This window comes from Neptuniibacter marinus (assembly GCF_965223595.1).
In the GTDB taxonomy this organism is placed as follows: Bacteria; Pseudomonadota; Gammaproteobacteria; order Pseudomonadales; family Balneatricaceae; genus Neptuniibacter; species Neptuniibacter marinus.
Map to the genome: position 1 here is coordinate 679846 of NZ_OZ245004.1, position 14763 is coordinate 694608.

General features: G+C 39.3%; 16 protein-coding genes. 11 read left to right on the forward strand and 5 right to left on the reverse strand.

The window, feature by feature from the left end; translation table 11 throughout:
* Positions 1-56: 56 nt before the first annotated feature.
* The 3 genes from ACOQOE_RS03165 to ACOQOE_RS03175 form a co-directional block, all read right to left on the reverse strand.
* The gene (locus tag ACOQOE_RS03165) at positions 57-572 is read right to left on the reverse strand and encodes an HD-GYP domain-containing protein (protein WP_420555459.1); all 516 of its coding nucleotides are present in this window, start codon (positions 570-572) and stop codon (positions 57-59) included.
* Positions 573-778: 206 nt separating this feature from the next.
* Complete coding sequence (locus tag ACOQOE_RS03170; protein ID WP_420554867.1) at positions 779-1156, reverse strand: response regulator transcription factor; 378 nt, start codon at positions 1154-1156, stop codon at positions 779-781.
* Entirely contained in the window at positions 1153-2223 is a 1071-nt protein-coding gene (locus tag ACOQOE_RS03175; RefSeq protein ID WP_420554868.1) for a hypothetical protein, read from the reverse strand. Before ACOQOE_RS03175 ends, ACOQOE_RS03170 begins: the two co-directional genes overlap by 4 nt.
* Positions 2224-2510: 287 nt before the next feature.
* Between ACOQOE_RS03175 and ACOQOE_RS03180 the strand changes: the two genes are divergently transcribed.
* The 4 genes from ACOQOE_RS03180 to ACOQOE_RS03195 all read left to right on the forward strand — a co-directional run bounded on the left by ACOQOE_RS03180 (position 2511) and on the right by ACOQOE_RS03195 (position 8342).
* Positions 2511-3977: a collagen-like triple helix repeat-containing protein gene (locus ACOQOE_RS03180; protein ID WP_420554869.1), complete on the forward strand. Its 1467-nt coding sequence runs from the start codon at positions 2511-2513 to the stop codon at positions 3975-3977.
* An 85-nt stretch (positions 3978-4062) separates the two neighbouring features.
* Positions 4063-5748 (forward strand): ShlB/FhaC/HecB family hemolysin secretion/activation protein, encoded by a 1686-nt coding sequence (locus tag ACOQOE_RS03185; RefSeq protein ID WP_420554870.1) that lies wholly within the window; start codon positions 4063-4065, stop codon positions 5746-5748.
* Positions 5745-6617 carry a hypothetical protein gene (locus ACOQOE_RS03190; RefSeq protein WP_420554871.1) on the forward strand — a complete coding sequence of 291 codons (873 nt, stop codon included), beginning with the start codon at positions 5745-5747 and terminating at the stop codon, positions 6615-6617. The genes ACOQOE_RS03185 and ACOQOE_RS03190 overlap by 4 nt, the downstream gene beginning before the upstream one ends.
* A gap of 90 nt (positions 6618-6707) precedes the next feature.
* Positions 6708-8342 carry a HAMP domain-containing sensor histidine kinase gene (locus tag ACOQOE_RS03195; RefSeq protein WP_420554872.1) on the forward strand — a complete coding sequence of 545 codons (1635 nt, stop codon included), beginning with the start codon at positions 6708-6710 and terminating at the stop codon, positions 8340-8342.
* Between the two features lie 275 nt (positions 8343-8617).
* Here ACOQOE_RS03195 and ACOQOE_RS03200 read toward each other — a convergent pair whose 3' ends face one another.
* Both ACOQOE_RS03200 and ACOQOE_RS03205 read right to left on the reverse strand, forming a co-directional pair.
* Complete coding sequence (locus tag ACOQOE_RS03200; RefSeq protein ID WP_420554873.1) at positions 8618-8917, reverse strand: hypothetical protein; 300 nt, start codon at positions 8915-8917, stop codon at positions 8618-8620.
* Positions 8918-9650: 733 nt separating this feature from the next.
* A complete protein-coding gene (locus tag ACOQOE_RS03205; RefSeq protein WP_420554874.1) occupies positions 9651-9818 on the reverse strand; it encodes a hypothetical protein in 168 nt (55 codons plus the stop codon).
* Between the two features lie 639 nt (positions 9819-10457).
* Between ACOQOE_RS03205 and ACOQOE_RS03210 the strand changes: the two genes are divergently transcribed.
* Genes ACOQOE_RS03210 through fliR form a run of 7 tightly spaced genes read left to right on the forward strand, consistent with a single transcriptional unit; the run spans position 10458 to position 14756 of the window.
* Positions 10458-10976 carry a flagellar basal body-associated FliL family protein gene (locus tag ACOQOE_RS03210; RefSeq protein WP_420554875.1) on the forward strand — a complete coding sequence of 173 codons (519 nt, stop codon included), beginning with the start codon at positions 10458-10460 and terminating at the stop codon, positions 10974-10976.
* A 32-nt stretch (positions 10977-11008) separates the two neighbouring features.
* A complete protein-coding gene (fliM, locus tag ACOQOE_RS03215) occupies positions 11009-11986 on the forward strand; it encodes a flagellar motor switch protein FliM (protein WP_067866485.1) in 978 nt (325 codons plus the stop codon).
* Positions 11987-12018: 32 nt separating this feature from the next.
* Positions 12019-12459: a flagellar motor switch protein FliN gene (fliN, locus tag ACOQOE_RS03220; protein WP_067866484.1), complete on the forward strand. Its 441-nt coding sequence runs from the start codon at positions 12019-12021 to the stop codon at positions 12457-12459.
* A gap of 36 nt (positions 12460-12495) precedes the next feature.
* On the forward strand, positions 12496-12942 hold the full coding sequence (fliO, locus tag ACOQOE_RS03225; RefSeq protein ID WP_420554876.1) for a flagellar biosynthetic protein FliO: 447 nt from the start codon (positions 12496-12498) through the stop codon (positions 12940-12942).
* Positions 12935-13684, forward strand: coding sequence for a flagellar type III secretion system pore protein FliP (gene fliP / locus ACOQOE_RS03230; RefSeq protein WP_067866479.1), 750 nt, complete (start codon positions 12935-12937; stop codon positions 13682-13684). The genes fliO and fliP overlap by 8 nt, the downstream gene beginning before the upstream one ends.
* Positions 13685-13708: 24 nt before the next feature.
* Positions 13709-13978, forward strand: coding sequence for a flagellar biosynthesis protein FliQ (fliQ, locus tag ACOQOE_RS03235; protein WP_067866477.1), 270 nt, complete (start codon positions 13709-13711; stop codon positions 13976-13978).
* Positions 13979-13982: 4 nt separating this feature from the next.
* Positions 13983-14756, forward strand: a complete 774-nt coding sequence (fliR, locus tag ACOQOE_RS03240; RefSeq protein ID WP_067866476.1) for a flagellar biosynthetic protein FliR — start codon at positions 13983-13985, stop codon at positions 14754-14756.
* The last annotated feature ends 7 nt before the right edge of the window (positions 14757-14763 follow it).

The window sequence follows — 14763 nt, forward strand, 5'->3', positions numbered from 1 at the left end:
TATCTCCGACCATTATATACAATACTTTTGATATTTTGATTGATTGACATCTACTATTAATTGGTTTGGTTTATTTTATTCTTCATTAAGATAATGTCTTTCTGAATACTGATAAAACATTCAGCTAGTTCAGGGTCAAAATGTTGGCTTTTTTCATTTTTTATTAAGTTGAAGGCCTCAGTATCAGAGTAGGCTGGCTTATAACATCGCTCCATAGTTAATGCATCATAAAAATCTGCTATAGAGACTATTCTCGCACTAAGTGGAATCTCCTTTCCTTTTAATCCATAAGGATAGCCTGTGCCATTATATTTTTCGTGATGACTTAGTGCTATTTCGGCGGCAAGTTTAACTACTGGAACATCTGAATCACCTAAAATATCAGCGCCGAACTCTGGATGTTTACGCATGATTTCCCATTCAGAAGCGTCTAATTTCCCTTTCTTTTTCAGAATTGAATCTGGAATGCCCATTTTGCCTATATCATGCATAGGGCTTGCGATACGAATTAATTCGCAGAATTCGTTAGGCATACCAAATGCTCTTGCAAGCATTTCAGAGAACTTGGACATTCGAGTAAGATGAATGCCCGTGTCATCATCCTTAAACTCAGCAGCTCTAGCTAGCCTAGTTAACGTATTGAGGTGAGCATTATATAGATCCTTGTATGTCTGATCGCGCTCTTTTAACAGTGTATTGAAATCTTTCACATACAATAAAAATTGAGGATCTTACTTGCTATATTCTCTTGAATTAGTGGGCATATGCTGGTTATTCATTATGATACGGTAACCGATTGGATGCTATTGAGGAGGCTAAGAGGACTGAATGGTTTTACAAAATAGGCATCAGCCCCAGCTTGTCCACCGGCTTCTAAGTCAACTTTTTGCCCTTTTGCTGAGAGAATGATTACTCTTATATGAGATAAGTTAGGATCGGATTTTATTTCTCTACAAACATCAAGTCCGCTTAATTCACCTGGCATCATAATATCCAGCAAAACAATTCCCGGCTTAATTGCTTTTATGAGTTGAAGAGCTTCCTGTCCATTCTCAGCCTCATGAAGCTTATAGTGACTAAAAGTTAAGGTCATTTTAACTAGTTCACGTAGTTGCCAATTATCATCGACAATTAATATACTTTTATCGGTGCTCATTGGTTAGTTTCCTTTTCCATTTTTAGTTTTAACAGCCCAATCTCATGGGCAAACACCCTACTCTGCTCATGCATCATATCTTTTTCATCTTGTTTGGGAGGGTATGTAGGGAGCTTGATAATAATGCCGGGAGAAAGATCCTGGTTTAGGACTGCAAGATACCCATGTAGCCGTTTAATAAGGTACCTCGCAAGTGGAATGTTGTGTGATTTCCTATCATTGGTTTGTTTGTGAGTGTTTTGTGTTAAGCCCTTAAATATTTTCTTCATCGTGAAATTCTGATGGAGGTGGGCTATCGAACTATTTCTAGCAGTGATATGTAAAGAGATGTAATGACAACTTTGGTCTACAGTAACGGCTATATTAAATGTAGAGTCTTTATTAAAAATCAGATGATTTAAACAGTCACTTAGAATTATTTTAAACCAGTCAGGGTGACAAGAAATAAGTAGAGAATCAATTTTAGATACGCCATAAACATTTAGTTCTACATTTTTTGATAAAAGAGGAAGCTCGGACTGACAATCTACAGAACCTAGCACTTCTACTAGTAACTCTGGTTTTTTTGGTTCCGATAAGAAGATTGCATTCATCATCAGGTTTAGCTTTTTTTTGAGGTTATGAGCTTCATTCAGTAATTGGTAATCTGAGTCGGGAATTTTTGAGATGAAAAAAGTCGAAAAAAGATCAACTTCATCATTGAATAAATCGTGAAGTTGATTACTTATAGAGTTAAAGTTTTTGGGGTTCTTATTGAATTGAAATTGATCGTTATCAATTTCAGATGGCTGAATACACATGGCCACAATATAAAGTGAATAAAGTTTACTGACGGTTATCAGATATTTAGCGTTAGACGATGTTTGAATGTTGAAACTGTAAGGTGTAAGAATTTGCTCATTTATAACAAGCGATAACATGTCGCCAAGTTGGCCTATACCTATCGTGTCAACATGAGTTCCCTTTATCAGCTCGGATGCAGGTTGATTGAAATAATTTACTTTACCTACTTGATTGATGATCAGTATTGCATCTGCTAGGGCATCAAAAACTTTTGTAAGACTCATAAATCACCTTAATTATATTGTTCCTGATTGATAACGCAGCGGATAGTAACTATATTATAAAATAGAAAAAATGGAATAAAAGTGATAATTTCGTAATTTTCTATTAATAGCACCAGGAAAGCTGTTATCTTGTTGATTTTAAATGATTAATAATTTTTTATTATGTTTTTAATGTTTTTTTGGTCAAGTTTTGATTGAGTTTTGTGTTGACAATTTCCGATATGTAATTAAAAATAAAGAGAATTTATAAGAAATAGTTTCCGGATTTTCGAATAAAGAGGCCAAAAATGGATGTTAAATACAAACTATTGACTGTTAGCTTGCTCGTATCGCTTGTGAGCGCTTGTTCTGGGAGTGGCGGAAAAAATATTAGAAGTTCGTCCTCAGGTCCAGATGGCAATGAACCTGACCCCCCTAAAGAGATGACTTCAAGTACTTTTGTTGAAAAAACGGTTGAAGACTCAAGTGATGTGACGGGCGAAGCAGGGAAGACCATTGAGGTTCTTGGTGCAACTATAAGCCAGACTGAGCTCCCTGTATTAGGAACCGTTACTGATGGCGCTGGAAATGTAGTTTCATCTATAGGTGAAGGCGTCACTGATCTGTCTAATGGCCTCGATAATGGTGTAGGTAATATTTCGGAAAATGATAATGCATTAGGAACAACAATTGCCGGAGCCACAGGGCTAGTATCTAAAACAGGAAACGTTGTAAGTGAGACAGGGACAATAGTGGCTTCGCTCGAAACGTTACCCGTATTAGCACAGCTTGATGAGGCGAGCGGAGTTTTGACAACAGTTGGTGGAACGTTGGATAGCCTAAGCCTAAAAGTAACCAGCATTGGTGATTATCTAACATTAGCCTTTGTTGGAGAAGGTGGTGCTGCTAGTTCTTTGACGCAGAATCTAACTGCAGTTGTACGTCCGTTAATTATAAATGTCGATGGTGTTATTAAAAATGTTGGTCAGGCTATCGTTATTACGCCTGCTGTAACAGGTTTAATAGAAAATGTTGGTGCAGGCGTAGTTGTTCTTGGTGAGAGCTTTGACAAGCAAGATAATATTGTCCTAGCTAGCGCTGGAGGTGTAGTGAAAGGTGTTGGGCAGCTACTTGTACAGGTAGATGGTAACCTTGCCATAGATGCTGAGGAATCAGATGCGGTTGGCTTAAACGCTTTTGCTCTTACAGGTTTACTTGCTGATAACGATTCAGGTGACTTACTCAACCAGTTGTTAGGTAACGGTTTATTACTTGGTGAAACTAGTTTGCTCGCAGAACTTATTAATCAAGATCAGCCGCTCCTTGCTAGTTTGACTCAAGTATTAGATGGGTTGACTGGAGGTTCATTGGGTCTTTTAGGATCTAACGGTGGTGGACTGCTTAACACAGTCGGCGGCGTTACTGGAAGTCTGACAGGCTCTGAAGATGACGGACTTGTAGGCGGTGTACTTAATACAGTCGGAGGTGTTGCTGGTGGTCTGACAGGCTCTGAGGGTGATGGACTTGTAGGCGGTGTGCTTAACAAAGTCGGCGGCGTTACTGACGGTGGTCTGACAGGCTCTGAAGGTGATGGGCTTGTAGGCGGCCTACTTAATACGGTCGGCGGTGTTACTGGCGGTGGTCTGACAGGCTCTGAAGGTGACGGACTTGTAGGCGGTGTACTTAATACAGTCGGAGGAGTTGTTGGAGGTCTGGCAGGATCTGAAGATACAGGACTTGTAGGTGGTGCTCTTGGCGATTTAATAAATCGTTAAAGGAAAGGACGTAGATCGGACCCAGCAATTTTATATTGAAATTGCTGGGTATTATATTTTCAATGATTTGGGATGTATGGACGCAATGATAAGAGGTTTTAAAAATTTCTGGGTAGTTACAGTTGTTCAAGTTGTTTTTTTTTTTCAAATCGAAGTGCTGTATGCAAGTGAACCTCCAGTTATAGTTGACACAGTCTTCGAGAGAAAACCTCAAATTCAACAACAGTCTACAGAGCTTCCTGATTTACAAACACGTACGGAATCGTTGAGTAGCGGTTCGTCTATAGTAATAAAAAATATTGAGATACAAGGTGGAACAGTCTTTAGTTTAGAGCAAGTGTCTGACTGGCTTCAGCCAATTATAGGGAAAGAAGCTAAGCGTGAGTTGTTAATTGAAGTTCTTAACAATATTACAACCGCGTACTCTAAGTCTGGTTTTCCTCTCTCGTATGCCTCAATTCCTTCAGGACAAGATTTATCATCAGGAAAAATAATAATTCGCCTGGTGGAGGGGTATGTTGCTAGATCGGAGGTGGAAGTGGACAGTAAGCGTATAGAAGATCGCATAGAACGATACGTTACTCGTATGATGCAGGAAAGACCTTTATCAAAGAAAACATTTGAACGCTACGTCTCATTAATTGAGGCTACACCAGGATATAAATTCCACATCAATGTTCCTAAGCCAATGTCTGCAACTGGCGCTACGACCATTCGAGTTGAACAAGTTGAGAAAGAATTAATACAGCCTAGTTTAGCTTTAGATAACTCTGATTCCAATAGAATACTGGCTTCTGTCGGTGTGAATTCAAGTACTTCATATGCTGATCAATTGACTATCGCAGGTCTTTTTTCTAATGATGTAGACAAGTTTTATTCAGCAACCTATTCGCAATTCATTAATGATGATGGTTTAACAGTTCAGTTAGGCGCAAGGTATTATAAATCGGACGAGACGGATCGCTTTTCCGTTGTAGATATACCGATGGATTACTTCGAGAGTAAAACTCGTGAAGAATATAGTATAGGGTTAAGTTACCCGCTAGAACTGAGTCAAACTCATGCTTGGTGGGTTGGTAGTAAAATTCATCATTTTGATGAAGCGTCAGTTTTTAAGTTAAGGTCACAGAGCTCTTTTGCTCAAATTAATAAAGATTTGAAATACTCTGCTGTTGAGGCGTATACCAGTTTGCTAATCAATACTAGCAAGAGTGTCCGTCAAGCCAGTGTTGCACTTAAGCAAGGTGTAGATTTAGGTGCTAACCAGAATGAGCTTGGGGACAGCAGTGTAACAGTATCTGGTGCTGAAAACCTTTATTTTACATATCTGACTACAGAGTTGTTTTGGCGCTCACGAGTCGCTAAGAAGTGGCAGATACAAACTAGGCTACATGGGCAGTGGACTGATGATATTCTACCTTCAGCAGAGCAAGATCGATACGGTAATATTCTTTTTGCAAGAGGCTATCCTGAAGGTCAGGCGCAAGGTGATAGAGGATATGCTGGCGAAGTCGAACTTCGATATATACACCCACTAAATACAACATTCATTAAGCAGATCGAGCCTTATTTTATTGTCGATGCTGCTCGTACCCACCTTCTATCAAATGGAAATCGGTCATCATTATCTTCTTCTTCTGTCGGTATCGCTTTTACTGATAATCGTTACTATGGGTTGAGTATGGAATATTCTGTTCCAACTGGAGATCTGCCGATAGATTCGAACCGTCGGAGTGGGGTTGTGAACCTTAGGGTGCAATGGCAATTATGATCAAAAAACGTTTGCTTAAGACAAGTGAAGAGGTAAACTTCGCTTTCTACAAGGAGTTGTTAAAGGGATATAGGATGTTTCGAAAGTATTTTAGTATTGCATTGTTGCTGGCGTTGCATTCAGCAAATGTTAAGGCAGATGAAAATTACTTAAACGTTGGTATTGAGCCTAAAAATGATGCCGTCCTAGTAGCTGAAAAGTGGATTCCAATCCTGCAGGATTTATCTGATTTAATGGGTGTAGCCCTTCGCTTTAAAACAGCGCCTGATGTTCTCAGCTTTAATCGTTCATTAAGTGATGGTGAGTATGATCTTATTATCAGTTCATTTTACTTAAACACAATATTTACTGCAAAATACCACCTAGAGGAGGTCGGAAAACTCAAGCTGAAAGGTAATAATGAAGCCTTGGTCCTTATTGGAAATAATCAGCAACTCTCAAAAAACAATCATCAACGAGTAATAGTTGGTATCAGTAAAGATAATCAGCATAATGATTTGAGTTCTATTTTGGATCACTTTGATAAACTGCATCAACAATTCATTTTGGTGGCTTTTGAAAATGATAGTCAAGTTATTGAAGCGGTCCAAGAAGGCTTACAGGATTATGGCATCGTAAATTATGATGAGAAAATATATGCTGCTACTGAGTGGGACGGTTTCAAGATGTATGGCTTAAATGATGAAAATGAAACATTCTACCTGAGTGCTAAGCCCGAGCTTAGTCAAAATTTATTGAATCGTTTACGTAATGTTCTTGTAAGTATTGAAAAAAAAACACATTGGACTAGCGTCCATGGCATTAGTCATTCAGATGTTATTTCCGGGAAATTTCTTGCATATAACATGTCTATAGAATTACGTCCTTGAGTTTTTCCTGTGTGGCTTAAATTTGACGTGTATAAAAAATCTTTTATACACAAAGTAGCTATGTTTTCAATTTTGACCTCAGTAGTGGTCATGTCCACATTGTATTATTACACTTCATTAATGATGCAACAGACTCTTAATACTGAGTATGAAAATTATTCAAAAAATTTTGAGGCATATCTGCAAGATATACTCTTACCGCTTATCGTTGCGAATGATAGAAAGTCAATTAATCATATTTTAAACTCTTTGATGAGCCTAGATATAATCGAAAGTATGAAGGTTCAGACATTTGATGATGTTATTTTTGAACGTGATAAAAATCGGTTAGTGTCATCTAAAGAATTAGAATCGAAAGTATTCCCCCTTGTTACATCGTTTGAAATTTTAGGCATGACTGTGGGTCAGCTTAAGGCGAATCTCTACTTAAAAGAAAGAGATTTACGCTTTAAAGACACACTCTATGCCTTGTTATTTGCGAATGCTATTGCCGCCTTACTTATTATTATAGCGATTATTCTTTTGTTAGTGAGTATAAAAAAGAAATTAAGTTTATTTGAGGCTGCAACAAGATCTATAACTACGAATCACATCCCTGAGGCTATACAGATTCAAGGCCGAGATGAGTTCTCTCAGATGGCCTTAACGTTTAATTCAATGTTGTGGCAACTTAGAGAAAAATATGTCGCAATGGATATGTCACCAGATGGTATCTTGATAGTGAATAATGTTGAGAGAATAACTTATATCAACACAAAATTATCTCAGTTATTATCACTTGATTCGTCTTTAAGAGCTTATCTATCTTTAAGTGGTTTTAATTTAATATTACGAAGGGAGTTGAACTTAGCAGAATCAACTGTTGACGGTCTTAATAAAGATTTTGAAGAGGCTGTACTTGTTTTAAATGATAAGCGACATACTACTTTTAGGTGTCATGTTAAACTTTACCAACATCAAGATGGTGAAGGTTATTCGAAAGTTTATTATTTTGTGGACATTACACACGAAAAGAAAATCGAACATTTAAAGAGTGAATTTTTAAATACAGCAGCTCATGAGCTTAGAACCCCTCTTGCTGGTATCTATGGTTACAGCGAGTTATTGATTAACTTTGATTATAAACCAGAAAAGTCGAATCAATTTCTGAGTATAATTCATGACCAATCAAAATTGTTAACATCAATAATTGATGACTTGCTTGATCTTGCAAAAATTGAATCAGCGAATGAACACTTTATTGATAGGCGGCAAGCAAATTTAGTAGATACGCTGGATCAAGCTTGTGAACAAGCAAGGATAATTGCAAGATGGAAAAATATCCAAATACAGTGTTTCTATCCCGATGAGATTGAGGCATATTTTGATTCGGAGAAAATACGCAGAGCTCTAGTTAACCTTCTCTCCAATGCTGTCAAGTACTCAGATAAAGACACATTAATTGAAGTACATTGCAATCAGGGACCTTCTGACGAGCAGATAATTACGATTCGTGATCAAGGAGTAGGGATGTCAGAAGAAGAACTTGATCGTTTAGGTGAGAAGTTCTTCCGAGCAGATAAATCTGGCAATATACCAGGAACCGGCCTTGGTGTCTCTATCAGCAACCAGATAATACAACTACATGGCGGTAAATTATCGTATGAGAGTTCTTTAGGAGTTGGAACCATAGCCGTTGTTACTTTACCTAAAAGAATGATTACATCGTTACCAATAAGTGAATGACAAGTTAAAGATTTATCATTAAACCTTTAACTAGATGACAATAGAGTAAGAAATCAGGCTTTAATAATGACAATACAAGTTCATTATTATTGATTAATTGAATAAAGAACGTTTTATATCGCCAACAGAGTTTTTAGCTAACGCCTAAATAAAGCCAATTATCTTATTCCTTGAATAAAAAGTGTACTAGATATTAGCGAGGTTTGTTGGTTTTTATCTGGTTTAAGGTGGTCTCGTAGTGTCGGCGATAAGTGTTTTTCAAGGGTTCAGATACGCTAAAGCATTGCTCTGCTATTTGATGTGACCATGCCAGATAGCTTGCCTAGCCTTTCGTGGGGTCGTGAAGGTGGTAAGCTTGTAATGTTGCTACAGTGATCATCTAACTTAATGTATTTGACGGGATTATTATATGTGTTGATTGTATTGACTTGCTTATCCCGTCGCTCTTCTAAAGACAATGTTTTGTTGTCTGTCACTGCTTCAACGTAATGCAATACTTGCTGACTATACTGCTCTGAAATGTCATTGGCTGTAATCTTGGTGTCATGCAAGATAGAAGCAATTAGCATATCCACATATGTTGCTTTGCCATTACAGAGTGTAGGGTGGTCACTTCGAGAAGATGGTTGATACTATTAATGGTGACGTACCCTTATAAATTAAGTCATCTATAAAAATAGATAGAGTACCTATATTGCTCTCAATAAAACCTGTAACGTTGAGGTTAGTTGTCTTAAGCAGGTTTCATCAGATGGGCATAAAATAGACTGCTATAAGCGTATAGGTGACATATTTGAATAGCTGTCTTTTCACAACAAAAAAATGGGCTAAAAGTAACGAAGATAACTAAGGGGTTCTCAATATACTTCGCTGCGCTACGGTGTTTCGTCGATGAATCGATCCCCCCCTCTCTCTTTCCACACACATATTTCCTCATTTTATGAACATCACGCCAAGGGTGTTAATGCATCAAAAAATTGAAAGGGAAGTTGGCTGAAGAAGTGTTACTGGCGTATCAGACATTATTCTTGCGGAGGGATTGCCGAGGCCTTTCTATTATTTAAATAAAATACTAACGTGGGTGTTTTGTCTCATTTGGCTTTAGGAGAGGGGGGTTGGACATTCAGAACCTCTCATGTGAAAGAGCATATATGTAAAGTTGCTAATAAATTAGAGTGTGTTTTTTAGCAGAATTAAGGGGGGGAAGGGAAAGAAGAAAGGGATGTATGAAGTCAAAGGCTGTGTTGAGCATGTAGATGGGGATGAATTATCTTTTTTTTGATAACGTTAATGTTAATCGCGTAGGAGCTAATGGCTGGAAGCTGCGGCCGGCTCAATTGGGTGTAATCCATCCTTAATGTCGTATTGGTCCTTGTTAAGTAGTGTGGTAACGATAGTTCCTCCTACCGGTACAGGGAAAACGGAAACAATGCTTGCTACATCAATAGTGGATAAGGCTGAGAGAACTTTAGTCATAGTTCCCACAATTCATCTTTAAGATCAAGTTGCAGAAAAATTCTCGAACTGGGGAATGTTAAGAGAGTTAGGTGTTATATCTCGTGATGCACCAAATCCAAAGGTTCTTGCTTTAAATAAAATTCTTAAAGAGAAAGAGTTCGTGTGCATAATTAAAAAGTCGGATGTGGTTGTTTCAACTCTGGGTTTATTGGCTAGGGCGGAGTTAGAGGTGCATTCGTTGTTATTTTAGTTTATAGAGTATTTGTTTGGGTTGTTGAACCGATATGCTGGATAAATATATTAATAAATATAAACTTGAATGTCCGCTTATGGGATTAAGAAGCCTAGATGGCTAATCTAGCCAATGATGTATCTATTCGGATAAGTTATAGGTCTTCTATCAGCCTTGTTTTTATGCACGATCTCACTGAGAGCGTAGATGTTCAAAATTTGTACCATCTTTGTACCGTTAATAGCCATATTAGGGTTGCTTTAGGTAGTTTTTAATAAGTGGTATGCGTTGTAAGTCATTGAGATATAATGATAGATTAAAAACTTAATCCTGACTTAAAATCAGTGTGTTATATTAGGCTTAATTCTATTTTTACAATGCGGCTATCGTAAAGCACTTGCCGTGATGTTGCTGAGGATCTATACATGGCTGAAGAACAGGGACCGAGTACAGAAGAAAGCGATCCAAAAAAATCGTCTAAGTTAAAATTAATTATTATCGTTGTACTTGCCCTCATTATCGGTGGTGGTGGAGCTACTGCGGCATTCCTTTTTATTGGTGGAGATGATTCCGCAGAAGAGACTGCGCCAGCGGAGCCGGTTAAGGCTGAAGCGATTTATACTAAGGTGAGAACGATGGGGGGTAAACCGATGTTTGTAGTTACTCTCCAGTCAGACGATCAGCGTTCGCATTATATGCAGCTTTATGTAGAGGCGAAAACTCGTGATCAAAAAGTTGCTGATGCGTTAACCCTTCATATGCCCTTGATTGTTTCTAGGCTAAATAACTTATTTAGTGCACAGAATTTCCGAGTTTTACAGTCATTGGAAGGTAAGCGATCTTTACAAAATGATGCCACTGAATTAGTGCGTGAGATTATGCAAGAAAAAATAGGTAATCCCGGTGTTGAAACTATTCTCTTTACTAATATGGTTATGCAGTAATGCGATTGTATTTAGTTGAGGAATCTTGCTAGATGTCAGTCAAAGACCTGCTTTCCCAAGATGAAATCGATGCTCTTTTACATGGAGTGGACGATGGTGATGTTGAAACTTCTGAAGAGATAGAAGTTGAGGACGGAGAAGTCCGTCCTTATGATCTAGCCAGTCATGAACGTATTGTTCGCGGCAGAATGCCGACGCTTGAAATGGTTAACGAGCGTTTTGCGCGTTATACTCGACTAAGTCTTTTTAACCTGCTGCGCCGTTCTGCTGATGTGACTGTTGGTGGTGTACAGGTTATGAAATATGGCGATTATATTCACACGCTATATGTTCCTACCAGTATGAACCTTGTACGGGTTTCCCCTCTTCGTGGTACCGCCCTCTTTATTATGGATGCTAAGCTAGTTTTTAAGCTGGTAGATAACTTTTTTGGTGGAGATGGGCGTCACGCAAAAATAGAAGGGCGAGAGTTTACGCCCACAGAAACCCGCCTTATTCATAAAGCATTGGAGCAGTTCTTTTTGGATCTGGAAGAGGCATGGCATCCCGTTAAAGAGCTAAGTTTTGAGCATTTAGGCCATGAGATGAACCCTGCAATGGCTAATGTTATCAATCCTACTGAGGTGGTGGTTGTAAGTACTTTTCAGGTCGATCTTGAAGGTGGGGCCGGTGAGTTTCATGTGGCAATGCCTTACTCTATGCTTGAGCCGATTAGAGATCTGCTCGTATCTGGATTCCAGAATAACGAAGATGAAAAAGATGAACGTTGGCAAATCGCGTTACAGAGAGATATTTTGATGGCGCAGCTTCCGCTCGATATGGTGGTGGCGCAGCAGGATATGACATTGCGTGATGTGCTGGAGTTAGAGGCGGGTGATGTAATACCTATAGAGTTGCCATCTTCGTTTGAGTTAAAGGCTAACAAAGTGCCTGTATATCGTTGTACTATGGGGGTTGCTCGGGGTAACTTGGCTGTAAAAATTGTTGATCAGATAGTACGCCCTAAATAAACGGCAGATAAGATTATTAGAGAGCAAAATAGATGAGTGATGAAACTGAAGATCAGCAAGCACTGGCTGATGAATGGGCGGCAGCAATGGAAGAACAGGTCACTGATGAGGGTGACGGCGCGGTTGATCCTGATGAGTTGTTAGCTGCAACGGGTGCTGTTGGAACATCGGTTGAGCTTGATGAGTTACAGGATGAAGGGACACCCGTATCTGATCCTAAATTAGATGTCATCCTTGATATACCTGTGACTTTATCAATGGAAGTAGGTCAGACAGATATACCTATTAGTAATTTATTGCAGTTAAATCAGGGCTCTGTTATCGAGCTTGATCGGGTTGCTGGTGAGCCATTAGATGTGATGGTTAACGGGACTCTAATTGCACATGGTGAGGTTGTCGTAGTGAATGATCGCTATGGTATCAGGCTTACAGATGTTATTAGTCCGCAAGAACGTATTAAACGGCTGAAATAACGGGATATGCGGCCAATACTTTTCTTAGCGCTCCTGATGCTGCCAAGCTCTGTTTTTTCAGGGGATGCTGCATCCTCAGCAAATACTTCTATGCCCAGTTCTATACCTCCTGTGTTTAAGGAGCCTTTTTCTGGAGAGGCTTTGATTCAGCTTGTAGTAGGCTTGTGTGTTGTCGTTGCAATCATATTTATCTTGTCTTGGGTATTAAAGCGTTTCTCTGGCATATCTTCTATGACAAAAGATATGCGTGTCGTCGGTGTTTTGCCATTGAGTGCACGTGAAAAAGCAGTTTTAGTTAAGGTAGGTCAGCAACATTTATTGTTAGGTGTTGCGCCTGGGCGAGTGTCCCGTCTGCATGCATTTGATCAAGGTGAGATCGAGAACGCGAGTAGTAAGAAAACAGATAGTTTTTCCAATCGTTTAGCTGAGGTTGTGAAGCAGCGCGGAGTTTCTGAAGAGAAGAGCGGAGGTGGAGATGAATAAACTGTTTTCAGTACTTCTCTTTGTTGCTTTGGGATCGACTGCATTTGCAGTAGAGGCTGCAGATGTTGGTATACCTGCACTCACATTGACGACAGGTGAAGGCGGCGAAACAAACTATAGCGTAACACTACAAGTGCTTGCGTTGATGACTATGCTGACGTTCTTGCCAGCTATGTTCATCATGATGACTTCATTTGCGCGAATCATTATTGTGTTTTCCATCTTGCGTCAAGCGTTAGGGTTGCAGCAAACGCCATCGAACCAAATTATGGTAGGTATGGCGATGTTTCTTACGCTTTTCATTATGACGCCTGTTCTGGATAAAGTGTATGTTGAGGCGGTGCAGCCTTATGCAAATGAGGAGCTGCCAATGTTAGAAGCGTTTCAGAAAGCGAGTGTTCCTTTTCGTGACTTTATGATGCTGCAAACACGAGAGAGTGATCTGGGTCTTTTTATGAAGATATCAGCAACCCCTGAGGTTGCTAGTGCGGACGAGATTCCATTTACTGTTCTGGTGCCTGCGTTTGTTACGAGTGAGTTGAAAACGGCTTTTCAGATAGGGTTTATGTTGTTTATTCCTTTTCTGGTTATAGATCTTGTAGTGGCGAGTGTCTTAATGGCGATGGGTATGATGATGTTGTCGCCAGTCATTATTTCCCTTCCTTTCAAGATAATGTTATTTGTTCTTATAGATGGTTGGGCGCTGGTCATTGGTACTTTGGCGGCGAGTTTTGGAATTTAAAAGTGTAGAATCGGGACGTCGTCTATGACTCCAGAGGTTGTACTTAGTATATTTGGTGAGGCTTTTTGGCTAATTGTTCTTTTAGTCTCGGTGATTATTGTGCCGAGTTTGATTGTTGGTTTAATTGTTTCCACTTTTCAGGCTGCTACACAAATTAACGAGCAGACCTTGAGTTTTCTTCCTCGCTTATTGATGACGATTCTTGTCATTATGTGGGCGGGGCCTTGGATCCTGAATACCTTGATGGAGCATTTTTCAGGATTGATCAAAAATATTCCATATCTTATAGGTTAGCCCTTTGTTCGAGCTTAGTGTTCTACAGGTTGAACAGTGGATCTCTGCTTTCCTTATGCCCTTTTTTCGTATCGCATCATTTTTTATGGCTGTGCCTTTGCTGGGTAGTCAGTTAATTAATGCCCGCGTTCGGTTAATGCTTGCTCTGGCTGTCTCTATTGTTGTTGCGCCTTTGTTGCCGGATATGCCTCCACTTGATAGCTTGAGTGTTAACACCTACCTTGTTATCGGTCAGCAGATTTTAGTTGGTGCAATGCTGGGATTTCTGTTTCAGGTTTTTTACCAGGTTTTTGTGCTGGGCGGGCAGATTATCGCTATGCAGATGGGTTTAGGTTTCGCATCTATGACGGATCCCTCTAACGGTATATCTGTGGTTATGTTGGGGCAATTTTACCTAACGTTGATTATGATGATATTTATATCGCTCAATGGTCATTTGGTGATGATTGAGATTATTGTGCGAAGCTTTGATGTTGTACCGGTTAGCCTTTCAGCTTTAGATCGTGATGCTTATTGGAGGGTCGCTATGGCGGGTAGCTGGATGTTTTCTGCTGCAATGCTTATGGCGCTCCCGGCAGTAACTGCATTATTAGTGGTTAATATGGCGTTTGGTATTATGTCTAGGGCTGCACCTCAGTTGAATATCTTGGCGGTTGGCTTCCCTTTTACTATGGTGTTGGGGTTATTTATTAACTGGGTGAATTTGGGAGGGTTTCTTGATCAATATATGAGAATCTCTAGTTTTGTATTAGATTATATTGAGCAACTGTTTATTTAAGGGTGTT